Raw genomic sequence first — 15,347 nt, 5'->3', positions numbered from 1 at the left:
ACTGATTGACTTTTATTTTGTTTTCCTTATAATAATAACGTGAACCCAGCAAGGAAATCAGCCATTATGTCGAATCAAGTCGATGTCCGCCGTTACCGCGTCTGCTGCCACTGGGCTAGCCCTAACACTGACGCAGGCACCTACGCGACGAGCGTCTATGCCGCCTCGCCCGAGGCCGCCATGCGGGAGGTCTTTGCCGAGATGACCGCCATCTGCGCCGAAGACGGCGTCGAGAGGCAGTTCGACGAGGGCGATCTCATCCACTGCCTCCCCGATGGCGACGCCGAGGGCATGGTCAGGGCCGTTCGCAAGGCCCTCGACGGGGCGCTGCCCCCCGAGACCCGTGCGCTGCTTGAGCAGGCGATTCGCACCGGCGAGGGCCATCTCACCGAGCACTCCTCATTCTGAGCCTGCGCATCACGGCGGGCTGACACGGCCCGCCCGCGCGCCCTTCCATCGCCGCAAGTCACCCCCATTTGGGGGTGGTCGCGCGCCCCTTGCCGTGTCTAGTATCAGAGACACAGCAACCAACAACAAGACTGACGGGTGGGTGATGGGCAGAGGCGAGGCGGGCCATTGGCGAGCAGAGAGCGGCAACGCCCACCCCGGTGCAGAGCAGACCTGGCGCCCGCTTCCGCGACAACTGCTCGCCTGGTGCGTGCCCCTGATTCTCCTCGCCTCTCTTGGGCTCGCGCCCTTGCCGACGACGGCGGGCTGGGAGGCCTGCAACGTCACGCCCTACCGGATGCATGTCACGGCGGGACGGGAGACGCATGCCGGCGCCCGTCGGGAGGTACTCGCGCGCGATTCCCAGATCAACCCCGGCCACTGCGTGACTCTCGATGATCAGCCGATCGACCACAATACCTACTCCTATGCCATGGCTGTCGAGTGGCGGTCCTATTCCAAGCAGCTCCATAGGGGCGAGGAGGGTGATCGCTATGCCTGGACCGGCGGGGAAATCCCGTACTGCCGCTACGGTCGTCCGACATCTCTGCCCAGCCTCGATACGTCAAGAATTCTGGAAAGGTGCCTCGCGAGCATGATTGTTTCTGGTTTTGGCGCGGAGATCGCCAGGGACCTTAATGGCATCGAATGGCTGACCCCCGCTGCATTTCAATTGGGCCCAAACCGGAGCACCTGGTACCTGCTGGACTATCCTTCCGAGGGGACCCAGCAGGATGTTGATCGTGCACCGGTCCTGGCGGTGCAGGCTGGCCTGCGCAATCTCGGCTATGACCCGGGGCCACTCGATGGCCTCATGGGCGCCCAGACGCGCGCTGCAATGCGTAACTTCGAGCGTGATCATGGAGCGCAATTTCCCCAGCAGATCACACGCTCGAGTGTTGCCGGCGCCATCGCGATGATCGAGAACGCTGCCTACCGTGTCCTCGCACAGCGCGCTGAGACTGCGAAGCGGCAGTCCGCCGCGCAAACAGAGCAGTTCCTGCGCGAAATCAGCGCCTGGTTCTCCGGGGGATTAACGAGTGGTCAATGCGCGACAGAGACCAATCGCTCCAACCAGAGGATGACCAGGTGCACGGGCCACTTTGAGCACGCTGACTCGGCCCTCGCATCCAGCTACACGCAACGCATCGACGCCAGACTCACCGGCTCATTTGGGATGACGCACACCCCCGAACGTGACCCCCGTAGAGCCGACGGCGCAGCTGGGATTTGGCACCTCGGGAGAAGCTATCGCGGTGGGGCTTCTTTTCAATGGTGCCATCTCATCCATTCCGCGAGATCCGGCGGACGCGCTCACCACAGAATAGACCTCATCTGCGAGCGCTAACACAACACGCACCAACCTGTCGGCCAACATCGCGCCACCACCCGGGTGGTGGCGAGCGGCGTGCCCGCCGTGCGTGTCCCCGGTCCCGGGACAGCGAAGATCACCGGGTGCTGCCCCTGTCAACCCCGGTATTACTGCCAGCCATCGAAGATCGACGGATTCATGATCGCCCGCTCCCAGAGCGCACGGCGATCGGCCTGGCTCAGCGCGGACTCGTCCGCGATCGCCTGCCAATGGCTCTCTATGGCCGCCAGCTGCGCCTCGATGATCTGCCGTGCCGCCTGCTCGCCCAGATGAAAAGCGGGGGCCGCAGCCAGGCAGGTGGCAAGGCGGCTTCTCCGATCCGCGCCATCGATCGCCATCGCCTGGCTCGCGGCGTTGCCGGTGCGCGCCTGCGGGCAGATGTCATAGGCGGGGGTGAGCGTCAGCGCCTGCCCGTCCCAGAACGCGGCGTGATTGCGCGCATGATCATCGGTGTTGCCACAGATGACGTTGAAGCTCATCCGCGCAAAAAGCTCGTGCAGCGTCTCCCGTGGGTGCGTGAAGCGAAGGCGGATCTGGTCAGCGAGATCCCCGTAGCTCGCATAGCGCGCCTGCATCTCATCGAGACCGAGGATGGTCAGTGCCGAGACCATGGCGCGCCGCGACCAGGTGACGCCGGCCGGCTCGCGGTCAAAGCGCTTGACCAGCAGCACGTCGCGCCCGGCCGACGCCACCAGTCGCACCGGTGCGACCGCAAGCCCGGCAGCGCTCGCGAGGCGCATGGCGACATGCTCCGCCTTCACCACGTTGGTGATGTCACTGCTCGATGCGAACTTCGCAATCCACTGTCCCTCGCCGTCGACCACCAGCGCCTTCGGTCGCGCACCGCCAATCGAGGTGCCGTGGTGCAGCGCCCGGCCAAGCTCAGGCGGCAGATCCCGCCCCTCCTCGATATGCCGCGCGGCATCAAGGAGATCTTCAAGGCTTGCCGGTGCCTCGATGCGCGGCACGTACTCGCTCGCCGACGCCTGGAAGTCGAGCGCGCCGATCCGATCCGATCCTGATTCGAGCAGATAGGTCAGCTCATCGACGTCACCGGTATCCTGCTCCGCCCCCACCGCGCCGAAGCGGCGGTGGAGAATCGCCCGGCGACCCCAGGCGTCGGGAGCAGCATCGCGCAGGCTACCGGCCATCACCATGCCCGCCGGCGGGTCGATCACCCCCGGGGCCAGTGGCAGCTCCGGCAGGTAGAGCGCGATTGCATCAGGCCGCGCCAGGTAGCTCTGGCCGTAGTTAAAGCGGTAGACGCCATCATCGACGGCAATGCGCCCCGCCACCACGGGCTCGCTTGCCCCTGGCAGGTACACCCACACATAGGCCTCCTGCGGCGCCCTAGAAATCATCCTTCGGCTCCACTGGCTTTTTCCTGCGGGCACGGCGCGGCAGCACCGGCACCGGTGCCGCCACCCACCCGGACGGGCTTGGCAGCGCCTCGCGCCTGGCCGCCACGGGGTCGGCCTCGAACAGCGGCACGCCAGCGATGGCGGCAAGCTCGAAGACCGCGCCAATCGTGCAGCCCATCTCCCCGCGCTCAGCACGCTGCACCAGGCCACGCGAGACGCCGGCACGCTCGGCAAGCTCCTCGGCAGTCATTCGCCGGGCGATCCGCCCCTGACGAATAGCCTCGCCAAGCAGGCGAACCGCCTCCTCGCTGTAATGGGTGTAGCCCCTGCTGGCGCGCTTTGCCATGATGCCCCGGTGACGTGTTGAGATGCGTTCAAGTCGCCCCCGAGTCTAGGCCGGACGCCCGTCGCAAGCAAGTACAATGATCCTTTTATAGACCATTGTTCCAGTTATGACCTATTGATGAATCATGATCTGTTCATCATGCCGAGAAGCCGGGTTCCAGTCCGGGTCCAGGATCTCGATTGCGGTCGGCTCGAACACGACGACGGCATCGCCCGCCAGTCGCCCTTCGTAGGCGTTTTCGTAGACGAGCGCATCGATGCCCGCCGCCCGGGCCTCCCTAATTGCCGCCTGCCAGGCCGCCGCCGTGCCTGCATCAGCCACGCGCTCCATGCACCGGATCGACAGCCGCACCTGAAGAATTCGCCCGGGCCAGCCAACCCGGCCCGCAGTCAGGCGCTCGAACTGCGCAATGGGAAGCTTGCCAAGTCGGATGGTGCAGGCGTGGACAGCCTGCTCGACACTGCCAAAGTGGATGCCCGAGGCAGCAGCGCGGAAGCGGGAGAACCGGTACGGTGTGCCGTGATACGCCGTGATAAGCATACGCGCCCTGTTTATTTATAAACATTTAATTATATCGTGTTCCGCCACGATGTCAACCGCCTCCCGGTAACGCGCCCATTGACTTTATTTTATTTTCTTGTATAATATTTAAAGTTGGCCAATGGGAGCGCCCATGAATACCGTCACCCCCTTGTCTGCCCGCGTGCCTGGCGAGACGCAGTACGCCCCCGAGGACCTCTCCCCGGCCGACCGGGCCTTTCTCGCGCTTCGCGAGTGGATCGCTGATGATGCCTGGCTGTTTGACACCATCGCGCCGGTTGCGATCTACCACTACGCTGATTGCAGTGCGCACTTCACTCGGGCCGCGGATCGCGCCCGCGGTCGGCTTCGCGCGCGCCTCTCGCGCCTGGATCGCTCGCCCGACTCAAGCGCCGCGACACGCTGGCGCCTTGCGCGGCGTCGCCACGGCGTCGATCAGGACTTCCCGGTCATCGACCTGCTCTCGCGGGACAGCGACTACGTTGAGCTAAGCCGCGCGCACTACAATTGGGCCTTCCACTGGGTCGCCACAGCGCACCTGGCGCGCCGCGCCATCCCCCACACCCCGGTGGTGGACTTCTACGGGGCGAAGGGGCTTCGCATCGGCATGCTCGGCAAGGACGAGCGGACCGATCAGGACGCCGGAACGCTCCTTGGCGACGACAGCGGGATGCACGCCTGGTTTGAGACCAGCGCGCTTCTCACCGCCCGGCTCGATCAGCTCGTCCTGGAGGCTCCGTGCCGGTTCGCCCGCGCGCCCGGACCTGCCCCGGAGGTGCAGCCATGAGGGGTCTCGGCGCCTTCCTGCTGCACCTGGTGAGAGCCTCCCTGCCCCGGTCACGGCGCTCGCTCACCGCGCGCATCACGGCTCTTGAGTCGGAGTGCGAGCGCCTGCGCGCGGCCTTTGTCGACCAGGAGGTTCGCGAACTCCTGCTCCACGAGATGACCCTGGATGCCCGGGGGATCAACATGCGGCTCGAGGGCGGCGCCTGCCGGCTTCTCGCCGAAGCGTTCGCCCAGCAGTTCGTTGACGCGGCGACGCCGAACTACATCGAGATGTCGCTTGAGTTCCGCTCCAAATCGGTCATGCCAGGCGAGCGCCTGGTGGTCACGCTCCAGCGGCTTGCCGGGAAGACACCGCACCAGCTCCGGGCCGAGGCCGAAGCGCGCCTGGCGGATCTGGAGACGGCGCAGCGATCCCCACAAGGCTAGGCAGGCCCCGGCGGGGCACCATGGGCATGGCTGGAGGTGAAACACGCCCTCTCCACTGCGATCACCCCGCGCATCGCACCGCGGCTCAAAGGACGGCAGGACGCCCAGGAGGTCAACATGGCTAAGTCTCCCCCGCCCCGGCGGTTCAAGAGCGAGCGCGCTCGCCAGGCCTATCTCATCGCGCGCGACATGCACGAGATCCTCATTCGCGAGGCGAGCGGGCGCGGCATGGCCTACCGGCGCGGCTGGCTGGGACAGCCCTACGACCGCAGCTGGGTGAGCTACCCGGTCTATCTTGCCGGCAAGGACAACCGCCGCCTCCACGACGAGGCGGCGGGCGAGCAGGACGCTTGAGCCGGCAGGCGCTATGGGCGCCTGAAGACGACCTTCCCGTTGGTTCCCTCAAGACTGGATTCCGGCTTCTCGAACACAAGCTCGTCGGCCGAGATGACGGTGACGGGCGTCCCCTTATCCGAGAAGAGGACACGATCCCCACGAATGTCGCTGTAGCGCATCACCGAGCCCTCGAAATGCACTGTCGCCGAGGCGCTAAGCAGGTGGCGGCCGAGGAGCATCGCCTCCTTGTGGAGGGTGCTGCCATCGTCAGAGAAAAGCAACCGGATGGAAACGGACCTTCCGTGCCACTTCCCCTTATAGGCATAGAGGCCCTGGGGCTGTATCGACGGGGTGGCCTTTTCTGCGTACTCCTGCGCAAGGAGAACTTCATCAATCGTGACTGTCGCCGGGTTGCCACGCATACTTTCGATGACCTTGCTGTTGTAGTGCGGGACGAAAACGCTGTTGTAGCCATAGAAGGCGATGAAGGCCAGTGTCGCGACAAGGAGCAGATTGACACTGCCACGCTGGAGGCGGGGAGTCGGGGCGCTGATTGCCATGCTTGTGATTCCGTGTGGCCAATAGGGTCCTGCCGCCCTGGGCGCAGACGTCATGATTATATATCAAGCGAATTAAAAATCAACACTCTCAGCTGCCCGAGCCCCATGTCCGCTGCGTTCGGCCATGAATTGTCCGCAGCACGCGTCTCGCGGCGCACTGGCGCATGCCCGCGCCCGGCTCTCGCACCTGCCAGTCGTCGGAAGGAATCCCCTGGCATGCCGACCGCCTTGCCCGAGTCCTGCACACAGCCACTTCTTGCTCGTCTTTTTCATTAAACCAGGCCGAATTATTGACATTATTTAAACGCTAATTATAATGAAGGAACGACAAAAGGGGTGTGTCATCATGCGCGATCAGTACATGAGTCTTCGCTATGAAACGCCGGGTGGCGCTTGGCGAAGCGCGTTCGGAGAAGGGCCTTCTGCCGGTGTCCTGATCGGCCTTGGCGCCGAGTGGCAGGTGGTGATCGAGGCGCTGGACGAGGCTGCGATGCCCTGTCGCTGCGCGCTCTTTCTGCCCACTGACGCCGCACTGCTGGGCGCGCTTGGCCGCGTGCTCTGCACCGTCCACAACCGCATTGCAGCCGGTGCGGGCATCGCGAGAATGACGCTCGCAATCGCGCCCCCCGGCGCCCACTACGCCGCGGGCGATCAGGATCACCCCTTTGCCGCGCTCCAGGTGGAGGCCGACGCGCAGACCCTTCGCCTCGGCGCGCTCGACCGCGACAGCGGTGAGGTAGCTGCTGTCATCGCCTTTCCCCGCGCGCCCATGGACCGCCTCCAGGTAATGCGCGCAATCAGCTGTCTCATCCGCCCGTTACAGGGGCTTGCCAATGTCGGCATGCTCCCGGGCGAGCTTGTCGGCGACGGCGTCGATGCGAGACGCGGGTCGGCGAGCGTTGACAGGAGCGCCCTGGCATGAAGATGGACATGACCCAGCTCTTCTACGCAAGCATCGCGGTCGTCGCGATGCTCAGCTTTGTGGCGAGTGGCGTCAACGCCCTGATCGGTGCCAGTGCAGTGGCTGGTGCTGAGAGCACGGAGAGTGCCCCCGTGACCGGGCCAAGCGATCTCAGTCTGTGCTTCCTGGTCAGCGCCCGCGCGGCACCGGGGATTGAGGCCGCGCTGATCGCCAAGGCGCGCGAGCAGGTGCACGCCAGGGCGGCGGCGGTGGCCGACGGGCGCACGGCCCACCTCGTGCGACTCGAGATCCATGACCTCGGGGGTGCGCGCCCGATGTCAGCCCAGGGGCTGATGGAAAGCGCCCAGAGTGCCCCAGGCCTCGCGCCAGGCGTGCAGACGCAAACGATCGGTGTCACTGCCACGCTGCGCCTGCAATGATCGGGCGGCCTGCGCGAAGCGAGCGCAGGCCTGGTTCGGCGCCACCGCCTCGGCAATCAGCCCTGCTCCCTGCTGCATCGCTCGATCGGTGTTGCCCTCGCCTGCCCCATGCCCTTGCCCCCACCGCCCGGCGCCTGCGCCCGGACAGCGTGGACGCCCGCTGGCGCACGCCGCTGCCTCAGCTTTGGCGCCGCACCTCCCGCAGGACATCCCGCAGTTCGCCGACCCCCACCTGCGGGTCAGGCGGCGGCCGGCAGGCAGCGCTCCCGATAGAGGGCCATGACCCCCTCGGCATCGAGTGCGACGGCGCCCTCGATGCCGAAATGCGCACAGAGCGTTTGGCGGGTCGAGGCGACAAGCGCCGCCTCCTCGCGACTTGGCAGCCGCTCGGCGACGCCCTTGCGGAAGCGAAGGTCTGCGGGGATCATCGCCTCCAGGCGCTGTCGCTCGGCGGCAATCGCCTTGCCCCGGGCAACCGCCTGTGTGAGCGCGTCGTCGAGGAGCTGCGGGGCGAGATCGGCAAGCCAGCGCGTGCCCTGGAAGCCAAAGCTGCTCGCCGCCTCGAGCGCCACCATGCGCCGGTAGATGGCATGGTTATCCGGTGCACTCACCGCGATCTCCATGTCGCGGCCGTTACTCATGATGCAAAAGCAGCAGGAGACCCGGGACATGCCAAGACCGTAGGCCATGTGTCCAGTGACCCCCGAGCGCTCGATGGCGTCAAAGACCGACGCCTCGCCCCACGTGACCACCGGGTTCCAGGAGAGGATCGGCGTGTGCGAGCCCCGGAACTTCGGCAGCTCGGCTGCGACCGGCGCCTTGGCGCGTGCGCTACTCTCCTCGCGGCGCACCCCCGTGACGTTGACCACCACCTCGCCCCGGTAGCGGCGGCGCAGTGCGGGCAGGATCACGTTGGTCTTCAGCTCGCTGGTGCAAAAGCGCATTGCCGGCGTGCTCCAGGGCAGCACCAGGGTGAGTGTCTCAAGCGCGGCGTAGCGCCGCAGGCTCGACGCCCAGCGACTCTCCCAGCGCTCCATCATGTCACCGGCGGCGCGGCGCACCACCACAAGCTCCCAGCCAAGATGCGCCGCCAGGCGCTCGCAGGCGGGCAGCGAGTCCGCCCACTCCACCGTGCCGAGATCGGCGTGGATGAGAAGCCGGGGGCCGGTGTGACCGATCGCCTCAAGGTGAGCGTGGGTTGCGATGGCTGCCGCAAACGAGTCCTTGCCACCGGAGACCGACACGGCACAGGGGGCGTTCGCGCCCAGGGCGCGGTCGACAGCCGCATCCCGTGCAACCGCGAGCCCGCCCGTCTCGACGACCTGCGCCGCTGTCTTTTCGCAGAAGAGTTCAAGCTGATTCAGCATGGCGATCGCCCCCACTGTCCCAGGTTGCCCTGATCAGTCACCGAGACTGATCAGCTCACCCGTGTCGGTCAGCGCCTCGATGAACTCAGAGGTGCCATCAACGTAGTCCGGGGCACTCGACCCCCACAGCCTCTGAATGAGCACCCGTCGCTCCTCATCGTCCGCCGCCTTGATCTTGCGCGCGTCCGCCTCGGAGACCTCAAGGGCGTAGTGCGCGGTATGGGTTTCACGGACACTGACAATCATGCGCATGGCGTCGACTCCGGTTGGGCGGGCGCACCTGATGGTGCGCCCAGTCATCGGTTGGCTTGGCAGAAAGACGGGCGCGCGCAACGGCGCCTGGGCAGGGCGCTAGGACGCGAGCCACTCCTCATAGGTCTTCAGCGGCCAGCCGAGTGATTCCGCGGCTTCCCTGTAGATCTCATACTCCTGGTCATTACTGCCCCGGCCCTGGGTCTGCCAGTCGTCCCGGGGGGTGAGGCGCGGATCGTCCTGCTGGCTCATGGCGTGTCCTCGGTAGCTGGCTTTAATTATACTCTTTATATTAAAGTTGTCAAGCGCCCTGGCCCCGCCAGAACTGCAGGATGATATAATTGTCTGTAAATAATCTGTGCGGACTCCAGTCCGGCACGGCATCGACACCAGGGCATTGCGATGGCACGCTTCCAGTACTTCGACGGATCAACCCGACTCGACACGGCCGAAGCGGCTGCGCTCCAGGCGCTTCGCGCTGATGCGTCCGCCCTGTCGCTCACGGACTTCGACGCCGCCGTGGACACAAGCGGGCTGCTCGAGGAGGGTGAGTGCCTGGCGGATTACCTCCGTGCCGATGACACAACCACCTTCTACGTGGTCGAGGGGCCGCGCGGGCGCCTCTATGGCGTGCGCACCATGGGCTTTGACTTTCTTTTCACGCGGGGCGGACGTGCACCGGTACTCTGCGATGGGCTAGAGGAAGCGGCACTGGTCGGGGAGCTCGCACGCGATCCCATGGCGTGGCTGCTCCTGCCGGTGAACGCACCCGACGCCACCAGCCGCGTGGGCCTTGAGCGGCTGGTCGCCTCATCAGGGGAGTACCGTCGCATCACGGGAGCGCACGGTGGCGAGCGCTACCAGCTGCTCATCAATGGCGAGCCGGTCTGCGGGGCGCAGATCGTCGATAGCGTCATCAGCACGCTCTACACGCGCTCGGACTACCGCCGCCAGGGCCTGGCCCGGCGGCTGATCGGCCGCGTCCTGCTCGACCACCCCGGGCTTCGCCACTCGGACGATCGCACAAAGGATGGCGAGCGTTTCGTTGCCAACACCCCGCTCCGCCGGGCGGGCGAGGCCCGGGAGGGTCTTGCGCCAGCACCCTGACGGCGCGGCGCGGCCCTGGTAGGCCCTTGTGGTTCCTGGCGGCGCCCTCGCGAGGCGGCTACAGGCAAGGGGCGTGGTCGCCCCCGATTTCAGCAGACGGTGCTGTCTTTATGGCATCCAGCACCTCTCTCACCGCCGCTTGGCGGCGCATCAGGTCATTCTTCGTCTGCGGGACCGAGTAATCCATGACGCCGTGGCGGCGCAGCATGGTGCGCTGATAGTGCCGGAACTCCCCATCTCGCTGCATCCGCTCGTCCTCAAGAAAGGCCGTAATGGCCGCGATTTCAAGCGCGACCTCCCGGCCCACCGACGCACCTCGCTCCATCGCCTCGAGCATCAGCTGCGATCGACGAACGCTGGCGTCATGGACATCAAGGCGGCGTGTCGAGAGTAGCGCATACTGCTCGTCTTCTCCGCCAACATGCCAGATTGGCCGATCAAAGAGCTGCCCGATCTCATCGCCGAGCGCCGATACCGCACGCCTTTCGACAAGCCGCCCCGCGTCATCGAAGCTGTAGAGCAGCCCATCCTCGAGATGCCCCACGGGGAAAACCGCCGCCGCGCAGAACGCATAGACGCGGCCCCCCTCGCCCTTCGGACTGATCCGTGTCTCGCGCAGGAAGAGGTCGATTCGCCCGTTCGCCGCCAGGGCGCCTGACCAGATCTTGCGGCGCAGGGCCCCGGCGACATCCGCAAGCCTGGTCTCATCGTCCTCGATGACAGCGTGGCGTGACCCTCCAGGGACAATCCGGAAGCCCTGTCCGCCGGGCACCACCTCCGCCCTTCCGAGCGACTCCGGCTGCACGGCATCCGGTGAGGACTCGATCAGCCCCACCAGGGCGAACGTATCAAACGCCCATGCAGTATCCCGGATGACCCGACGGGCGTAGAACTGTGCGGCGTACATGGCCACCTCCGGTGGATTATTTTAATCCTTATTCTAGCACCCCTGGGGCGACTTGAGGGCGCAGGAGAGACCGGCGCCCAGCGTGTGCGTCGCAAAAGCCGCCCGGGCAGGCTACGGTTCGGGCGTTGACGGATCCGCGCTCACAGCCCGGCGGGCCTTGATCTGCTCGGCAAAGGCCGCGGAGCGCCGCTCACGGGTCTCCCTGGCGTTGGCAATGAGCTGCTCGCGCGTCAGGTGGCCGAGTGTCGCCTCGGCAGCCTCTACGCTTTCCTGCCTGATGTAGCGCGGCAGCGCCTGCGCGAGACGCGGGTTTCGCTGCGCGCGTCGCCGCAACGCCTCGACAACATGCTCGCCGTCATTCATCTCGAAGCAGTTGCTGAAGTTGCGCGTCGTCTCGCGCCCGGAGGCGATGACGCGCGCAGCAAAATCCACCCGGCTCTCGAAACTGCCTGTCGTCGATGTGCTCATGTGTCCGCTCCCGCCGTTATTGATCGTCATCGCCCACGCTTCGGCGCCTTCCGGCCCAGCCTGGCCATGGTTCGATGCTAATTATTATACAGTTTTTAAATTCCATGTCAATCGCTTCCTGCCCCATGACACGCTCCGCAAGCAGCCCATCCTGCCCCTGCCCGGTCGTCCGAATCATATTGACTTTTTTAATTTCTCTAATATAATTTCCATGACAGACTTCACCGCAATGAGGACGGCGCCGTGCGCAAGACCCGCCTGCTCCGCTGCTGCACCCTGACGGGCATCGACCCGGCCACTGGCCCCGGCGCGCTTCGCGATCTCGCCGCCGAGTTCCCCTTTGTTGAGTTTGGCGTGCTCTACAGCGTAAGCCAGGCAGGCAGCGGGCGCTATCCCGCGATGGACTGGATCGAGCGCCTGGTATCCGATCTCGGGGGGCCGGGCGGCCCCGCACTGGCCCTGCATGTCTGCGGCAAGGCGGTTTTCCAGTTCCTTGATGTGGAGAGGCGCAGTCACGTGCGTGAGGTGGCGGCGCACTTCGGCCGTGTCCAGCTTAACCTGCGGGCGACCGTGCGCACGCCAGGGCAGATCCGCGAGGCGCTCGCTCTCGCGCCAGCGCACCAGCGGATCATCACCCAGCACAACACCTGCAATGCCGGGCTCACCACGGCACTCCTTGATGCTGATCGCCACGAGGTGCTCTTCGACGCCTCCGGCGGCCTCGGCCGCCTGCCTGACGCCTGGCCCGATCCCATCACCGGCAAGCCCTGCGGGTACGCCGGAGGCCTTGGCCCGGACACGCTGCCGCTCGAGTTGCCGCGGATCGCGGCCGCCGCCGGTGGGCAGCCCTACTGGATCGACATGGAGGGCCGGATCCGCGATGCGCACGACCGCTTTGATCTCGTCGCCGCGCGACGCGCCCTGGCCGTCGTCAGCGCCCGTCTCACGCCCCAGCCATGAGCCCGCCCGGGCGCCTTCCAAGCGGCAGGATTGTCGGCCTCCCGCCGCCTGGTGGCCGGCCCGTTTCGGGGGTGCTGGCCCACCAGGACCCGCTAGACGGCGTCATCGTGGCCCTGAATGAACAACGCGATCCCCCTGCCCTCATTCTCCCGCAGCCAATCCAGAACCTGCTCGGATGTCAAAATTCCTAACCGTGCCGGTACAGTCAATGTATTCATGCCGCCTTGGAAAGCTGCCCTCCATCTCTTTCCTGTTCGCACCGTCGTCCGTCATGACCCCTCGCTCCCATGCTGTGTCTAGGTGGACTACGGCCCCTCCTGCCGCCTCTGGTATCCTAGTCTGACCGACTGGAGCCTGTCGAGGTGTACCCGTGGATCCTGAGAGCATCAGACAACAACTGGAGTGGCTGCGGGCCAGACGCGAGGTGACCGAGGAACTCGGCGTGCCCGCCCTGCAGCGCCTCGTTGGCGTCGCCCAAAAGGGTAGCGGGCAGTCGCGCACCGTGCGGCAGTTCCTGCTTGGCCTCTACAACGGCCCGCAATGGCCCATGGACCTGACCGCGCTGCGCGGTCTTGACCCCGACCTCCAGCAGGACGTCGTGCGCGTGCTGCTAATGGACATGGCCGGGCCGCGCCTCGAGGTGCACGAGCACATAGCGCAGGGCGAGCAGGTGTTCCGTGCGCTCTGGGAGCGCGAGGTCCGGGCGCGCGGCGAGTGACTGCGGTGCCAGTGCGACGCACTAGTGCTCCAACGTGTGGAGGATGACCCCAGGCTCCATGAACACCCGGCCGATCTCCCCGCGCACCGTTACCACACAGCCATTCGCGCAGCGCTCAATCAGAAAGTGCCGGTCCTCTCGCGCAAGGCGTCCGGGGGTGGCGAAAATTGGGGAAGAGTCCCCGAATCGCTGAGATGGATCGCCGAGCGTGATGACTTCCCCAAACGACACCACCTCGGTGCGGAACTCGACCTGCGCGCCATACATCTCGCGGATGTCGAGTTTTAGATCCCCAATCCCCATGCGCTGGTAGTCACCGGACTCCGGCTGCGCTTGCCCAACCTCTTCATAGGTTCCATCGCCGTGCAGAATCAGCACACGGCCATCGGTGGTCTCGACGCGCTCCTGCGTCTGTGCCCATCCGATGGACGCCAGTGCCAGCGCCAGCGTCAGCGCACGTCCCATCCAGCGCCCTCGTCCCATCGCTCCCCCTTCACGGTCTGATTGCCTTCAACCAACACGGAGGCTAGCGCGATACGCACAGGCTCACCAGTGCAACGGCATGCCCAATCTCCCCGGATCTCCGCCGCCCCCCGCCTGCGCGGCCCCGCTAGACTTCTGCACAGACACGGACTGAATGGAGTGGCGCGAATGATAAACCAGGCGGACGGCTTTGATCGGGAGGCAGTGCTTGCGCGCGTCGAGGCGCTCATTGCCAGGCACGGCCAGGCGGTCATTAGTGTGTTGGGAGTCGAGGCTGTCGGTGGCGGGAGCGCGGATCTCAGCTACACCGTGGGGCTCAGCCGGGCGGGACTGCCGGAGCTTTGCATCAGCGGCGTCGGTGAGCCCTCGCTGCACCGCTCGCTGCTGAATCTCGCCGCCGATGAGGCGCGCGGCGGCCGGGTGCCGCAGGACGGCGGCACGTCCCGTCGGGTCGTCAGGGGCCTGCCCGTTGGCTTTGTCGCCCTCGATGCCGCACTCGCCACCCGCGAGCTCCGCGTTGCCGCGGCGATGACCGGGCGCACGGTGCAGGCACTCCAGATGCTGCTGCCAGACCCCGCCGGACTCCTGCCCTGGGAGCCTGGCTGCGATCCGGACTACGCCGCCGAGCAGTCACGGCTTTTCGGCCATGACCTCTCGCGCCTCCGGCCGCGCTACCAGTAGACCATCGGTGCCAGTTGCCCTTGCCGAGGCGCTGGCAGCCTCGCGCCGGGGCAAGGCCGTCTCGAGCAACCGTCGGAAGTCTTCAGAGACCCTGCGCAGCCGCTACCCCCTCTCACCAGCGCTGCGGATCCCAGGCGGTGCAGCGCGAGACCAGGTAGTCCACGCGCAGCGCCTCACGCTGGACCCACTCGCAGTGCGCCTCGCTCATGAAAAGCCCCACCCTGCTGAATGTCTCCTCGGTCGCCTCGGCCGCGCGCAGATGGAAAAACCACAGCCCCTCTGGCACCTCGCCGAGTGCGATGATCCAGTCGAACGCCTCGGCCGTCTCCTCGATCAGGTCACGTGAGAAGTCGCAGCGCGCGGTCCTGAGCCGGGCGCGTGCGGCGATCGCCGGATTCGGATCACTGGTCGAGAACACGCCGGACAAAAAGCACGGCGAGGGCACACCAGTGTAGCCACCAAGCAGCCCCGAGCTTGCCAGCGAGCCTGTCCGTGTATCGATCTCGCGCACCGCACGGGCGCGCGCGATCACCGCCAGGTCCGCATCCGGGTGCACCCGCGGCTCTCCGGGCGGCGTGCGCTCAGGCGCCGCGCCCCTGGGGAGAAACATGGGCCCGAAGAGTATCGCCATCACCAGGGCGAAAACGGCATAGCCTGACGCCTTCTCGCGGAACACCTGCAGCACCCGTCCCATCGCCCCACCTCGCTCGCCGAGCCCGTGGCGCCAGCCCCTGCCGGCACACTGAATCGTATCGACGATATTATATTTAAACCATTCTAATGTCAAGCGTCCTTCGAGCCCATCCTGTCCCGCGGCCTTCGACAGTCATGCCCTGGTGGCGGGATGGCTCAACGCTCGCGTTGCGTGCCATCCGAGCAGGCGGTCGCG

22 protein-coding genes are annotated in these 15,347 nt (G+C 66.0%); 11 read left to right on the top strand and 11 right to left on the bottom strand.

The annotated features are described in order from the left end of the window. The first annotated feature begins 66 nt into the window (after positions 1-66). Positions 67-408, top strand: coding sequence for a hypothetical protein (locus tag J2T57_RS07220; protein WP_253476303.1), 342 nt, complete (start codon positions 67-69; stop codon positions 406-408). Positions 409-553: 145 nt separating this feature from the next. Then, positions 554-1,795, top strand: coding sequence for a peptidoglycan-binding domain-containing protein (locus J2T57_RS07215; protein ID WP_253476302.1), 1,242 nt, complete (start codon positions 554-556; stop codon positions 1,793-1,795). Between the two features lie 131 nt (positions 1,796-1,926). Here the strand turns inward: J2T57_RS07215 and J2T57_RS07210 are convergent, their stop codons facing one another. The 3 genes from J2T57_RS07210 to J2T57_RS07200 form a co-directional block, all read right to left on the bottom strand. Next, positions 1,927-3,180, bottom strand: a complete 1,254-nt coding sequence (locus J2T57_RS07210) for a type II toxin-antitoxin system HipA family toxin (RefSeq protein ID WP_253476301.1) — start codon at positions 3,178-3,180, stop codon at positions 1,927-1,929. Further along, a complete protein-coding gene (locus J2T57_RS07205) occupies positions 3,170-3,526 on the bottom strand; it encodes a helix-turn-helix transcriptional regulator (protein WP_253476300.1) in 357 nt (118 codons plus the stop codon). Before J2T57_RS07205 ends, J2T57_RS07210 begins: the two co-directional genes overlap by 11 nt. 111 nt (positions 3,527-3,637) lie before the next feature. Then, entirely contained in the window at positions 3,638-4,066 is a 429-nt protein-coding gene (locus tag J2T57_RS07200; protein WP_253476299.1) for a hypothetical protein, read from the bottom strand. Between the two features lie 133 nt (positions 4,067-4,199). Between J2T57_RS07200 and J2T57_RS07195 the strand changes: the two genes are divergently transcribed. From J2T57_RS07195 to J2T57_RS07185, 3 genes are all read left to right on the top strand, one after another. Next, positions 4,200-4,853 carry a hypothetical protein gene (locus J2T57_RS07195; protein ID WP_253476298.1) on the top strand — a complete coding sequence of 218 codons (654 nt, stop codon included), beginning with the start codon at positions 4,200-4,202 and terminating at the stop codon, positions 4,851-4,853. Beyond that, positions 4,850-5,278 (top strand): hypothetical protein, encoded by a 429-nt coding sequence (locus tag J2T57_RS07190; protein WP_253476296.1) that lies wholly within the window; start codon positions 4,850-4,852, stop codon positions 5,276-5,278. The genes J2T57_RS07195 and J2T57_RS07190 overlap by 4 nt, the downstream gene beginning before the upstream one ends. A gap of 117 nt (positions 5,279-5,395) precedes the next feature. Beyond that, entirely contained in the window at positions 5,396-5,632 is a 237-nt protein-coding gene (locus J2T57_RS07185) for a hypothetical protein (RefSeq protein ID WP_253476295.1), read from the top strand. Between the two features lie 11 nt (positions 5,633-5,643). Here the strand turns inward: J2T57_RS07185 and J2T57_RS07180 are convergent, their stop codons facing one another. Beyond that, a complete protein-coding gene (locus tag J2T57_RS07180) occupies positions 5,644-6,174 on the bottom strand; it encodes a hypothetical protein (protein ID WP_253476294.1) in 531 nt (176 codons plus the stop codon). Between the two features lie 346 nt (positions 6,175-6,520). Here J2T57_RS07180 and J2T57_RS07175 point away from each other — a divergent pair, with 346 nt between their 5' ends. Both J2T57_RS07175 and J2T57_RS07170 read left to right on the top strand, forming a co-directional pair. After that, on the top strand, positions 6,521-7,096 hold the full coding sequence (locus tag J2T57_RS07175; protein WP_253476293.1) for a hypothetical protein: 576 nt from the start codon (positions 6,521-6,523) through the stop codon (positions 7,094-7,096). Then, positions 7,093-7,515: a hypothetical protein gene (locus tag J2T57_RS07170; protein WP_253476292.1), complete on the top strand. Its 423-nt coding sequence runs from the start codon at positions 7,093-7,095 to the stop codon at positions 7,513-7,515. The genes J2T57_RS07175 and J2T57_RS07170 overlap by 4 nt, the downstream gene beginning before the upstream one ends. Before the next feature lie 239 nt (positions 7,516-7,754). On the opposite strand, the gene J2T57_RS07165 is transcribed toward J2T57_RS07170, so the two are convergent. The 3 genes from J2T57_RS07165 to J2T57_RS07155 all read right to left on the bottom strand — a co-directional run bounded on the left by J2T57_RS07165 (position 7,755) and on the right by J2T57_RS07155 (position 9,386). Continuing rightward, positions 7,755-8,882 (bottom strand): phosphoadenosine phosphosulfate reductase domain-containing protein, encoded by a 1,128-nt coding sequence (locus J2T57_RS07165; protein WP_253476291.1) that lies wholly within the window; start codon positions 8,880-8,882, stop codon positions 7,755-7,757. Between the two features lie 33 nt (positions 8,883-8,915). Further along, complete coding sequence (locus tag J2T57_RS07160; protein ID WP_253476290.1) at positions 8,916-9,134, bottom strand: hypothetical protein; 219 nt, start codon at positions 9,132-9,134, stop codon at positions 8,916-8,918. A 99-nt stretch (positions 9,135-9,233) separates the two neighbouring features. Then, positions 9,234-9,386 carry a hypothetical protein gene (locus J2T57_RS07155; protein WP_253476288.1) on the bottom strand — a complete coding sequence of 51 codons (153 nt, stop codon included), beginning with the start codon at positions 9,384-9,386 and terminating at the stop codon, positions 9,234-9,236. A gap of 150 nt (positions 9,387-9,536) precedes the next feature. Between J2T57_RS07155 and J2T57_RS07150 the strand changes: the two genes are divergently transcribed. Beyond that, a complete protein-coding gene (locus J2T57_RS07150; protein ID WP_253476286.1) occupies positions 9,537-10,241 on the top strand; it encodes a GNAT family N-acetyltransferase in 705 nt (234 codons plus the stop codon). 58 nt (positions 10,242-10,299) lie between these two features. Here J2T57_RS07150 and J2T57_RS07145 read toward each other — a convergent pair whose 3' ends face one another. Both J2T57_RS07145 and J2T57_RS07140 read right to left on the bottom strand, forming a co-directional pair. After that, positions 10,300-11,148 (bottom strand): hypothetical protein, encoded by an 849-nt coding sequence (locus tag J2T57_RS07145; protein WP_253476285.1) that lies wholly within the window; start codon positions 11,146-11,148, stop codon positions 10,300-10,302. A gap of 111 nt (positions 11,149-11,259) precedes the next feature. Continuing rightward, positions 11,260-11,616, bottom strand: a complete 357-nt coding sequence (locus tag J2T57_RS07140) for a hypothetical protein (protein WP_253476283.1) — start codon at positions 11,614-11,616, stop codon at positions 11,260-11,262. 243 nt (positions 11,617-11,859) lie between these two features. Here J2T57_RS07140 and J2T57_RS07135 point away from each other — a divergent pair, with 243 nt between their 5' ends. Both J2T57_RS07135 and J2T57_RS07130 read left to right on the top strand, forming a co-directional pair. Beyond that, entirely contained in the window at positions 11,860-12,576 is a 717-nt protein-coding gene (locus tag J2T57_RS07135) for a hypothetical protein (protein ID WP_253476281.1), read from the top strand. Between the two features lie 370 nt (positions 12,577-12,946). After that, positions 12,947-13,294, top strand: coding sequence for a DUF7673 family protein (locus J2T57_RS07130; protein ID WP_253476279.1), 348 nt, complete (start codon positions 12,947-12,949; stop codon positions 13,292-13,294). Between the two features lie 21 nt (positions 13,295-13,315). On the opposite strand, the gene J2T57_RS07125 is transcribed toward J2T57_RS07130, so the two are convergent. Beyond that, on the bottom strand, positions 13,316-13,759 hold the full coding sequence (locus tag J2T57_RS07125; RefSeq protein WP_253476277.1) for a hypothetical protein: 444 nt from the start codon (positions 13,757-13,759) through the stop codon (positions 13,316-13,318). Between the two features lie 186 nt (positions 13,760-13,945). Here J2T57_RS07125 and J2T57_RS07120 point away from each other — a divergent pair, with 186 nt between their 5' ends. Next, complete coding sequence (locus J2T57_RS07120) at positions 13,946-14,458, top strand: DUF4262 domain-containing protein (protein ID WP_253476801.1); 513 nt, start codon at positions 13,946-13,948, stop codon at positions 14,456-14,458. A 112-nt stretch (positions 14,459-14,570) separates the two neighbouring features. Here the strand turns inward: J2T57_RS07120 and J2T57_RS07115 are convergent, their stop codons facing one another. Then, positions 14,571-15,152, bottom strand: coding sequence for a hypothetical protein (locus tag J2T57_RS07115; RefSeq protein ID WP_253476275.1), 582 nt, complete (start codon positions 15,150-15,152; stop codon positions 14,571-14,573). Between the last annotated feature and the right edge of the window lie 195 nt (positions 15,153-15,347).

It is taken from the genome of Natronocella acetinitrilica, from assembly GCF_024170285.1.
Taxonomy (GTDB): Bacteria; Pseudomonadota; Gammaproteobacteria; order Nitrococcales; family Aquisalimonadaceae; genus Natronocella; species Natronocella acetinitrilica.
The sequence above is the reverse complement of the archived record's forward strand: the minus strand, read 5'-3'. Positions and strand labels throughout refer to the sequence as shown.

What these genes read in the sequence shown, in the direction of transcription:
- J2T57_RS07220 (WP_253476303.1), top strand. Translation starts at nt 67, where the DNA reads ATGTCGAATCAAGTCGATGTCCGCCGTTACCGCGTCTGCTGCCACTGG.
- J2T57_RS07145 (WP_253476285.1), bottom strand. Translation starts at nt 11,148, where the DNA reads ATGTACGCCGCACAGTTCTACGCCCGTCGGGTCATCCGGGATACTGCA.
- J2T57_RS07200 (WP_253476299.1), bottom strand. Translation starts at nt 4,066, where the DNA reads ATGCTTATCACGGCGTATCACGGCACACCGTACCGGTTCTCCCGCTTC.
- J2T57_RS07185 (WP_253476295.1), top strand. Translation starts at nt 5,396, where the DNA reads ATGGCTAAGTCTCCCCCGCCCCGGCGGTTCAAGAGCGAGCGCGCTCGC.
- J2T57_RS07150 (WP_253476286.1), top strand. Translation starts at nt 9,537, where the DNA reads ATGGCACGCTTCCAGTACTTCGACGGATCAACCCGACTCGACACGGCC.
- J2T57_RS07175 (WP_253476293.1), top strand. Translation starts at nt 6,521, where the DNA reads ATGCGCGATCAGTACATGAGTCTTCGCTATGAAACGCCGGGTGGCGCT.
- J2T57_RS07205 (WP_253476300.1), bottom strand. Translation starts at nt 3,526, where the DNA reads ATGGCAAAGCGCGCCAGCAGGGGCTACACCCATTACAGCGAGGAGGCG.
- J2T57_RS07125 (WP_253476277.1), bottom strand. Translation starts at nt 13,759, where the DNA reads ATGGGACGTGCGCTGACGCTGGCGCTGGCACTGGCGTCCATCGGATGG.
- J2T57_RS07155 (WP_253476288.1), bottom strand. Translation starts at nt 9,386, where the DNA reads ATGAGCCAGCAGGACGATCCGCGCCTCACCCCCCGGGACGACTGGCAG.
- J2T57_RS07140 (WP_253476283.1), bottom strand. Translation starts at nt 11,616, where the DNA reads ATGAGCACATCGACGACAGGCAGTTTCGAGAGCCGGGTGGATTTTGCT.
- J2T57_RS07190 (WP_253476296.1), top strand. Translation starts at nt 4,850, where the DNA reads ATGAGGGGTCTCGGCGCCTTCCTGCTGCACCTGGTGAGAGCCTCCCTG.
- J2T57_RS07160 (WP_253476290.1), bottom strand. Translation starts at nt 9,134, where the DNA reads ATGCGCATGATTGTCAGTGTCCGTGAAACCCATACCGCGCACTACGCC.
- J2T57_RS07170 (WP_253476292.1), top strand. Translation starts at nt 7,093, where the DNA reads ATGAAGATGGACATGACCCAGCTCTTCTACGCAAGCATCGCGGTCGTC.
- J2T57_RS07210 (WP_253476301.1), bottom strand. Translation starts at nt 3,180, where the DNA reads ATGATTTCTAGGGCGCCGCAGGAGGCCTATGTGTGGGTGTACCTGCCA.
- J2T57_RS07180 (WP_253476294.1), bottom strand. Translation starts at nt 6,174, where the DNA reads ATGGCAATCAGCGCCCCGACTCCCCGCCTCCAGCGTGGCAGTGTCAAT.
- J2T57_RS07165 (WP_253476291.1), bottom strand. Translation starts at nt 8,882, where the DNA reads ATGCTGAATCAGCTTGAACTCTTCTGCGAAAAGACAGCGGCGCAGGTC.
- J2T57_RS07115 (WP_253476275.1), bottom strand. Translation starts at nt 15,152, where the DNA reads ATGGGACGGGTGCTGCAGGTGTTCCGCGAGAAGGCGTCAGGCTATGCC.
- J2T57_RS07195 (WP_253476298.1), top strand. Translation starts at nt 4,200, where the DNA reads ATGAATACCGTCACCCCCTTGTCTGCCCGCGTGCCTGGCGAGACGCAG.
- J2T57_RS07120 (WP_253476801.1), top strand. Translation starts at nt 13,946, where the DNA reads ATGATAAACCAGGCGGACGGCTTTGATCGGGAGGCAGTGCTTGCGCGC.
- J2T57_RS07215 (WP_253476302.1), top strand. Translation starts at nt 554, where the DNA reads ATGGGCAGAGGCGAGGCGGGCCATTGGCGAGCAGAGAGCGGCAACGCC.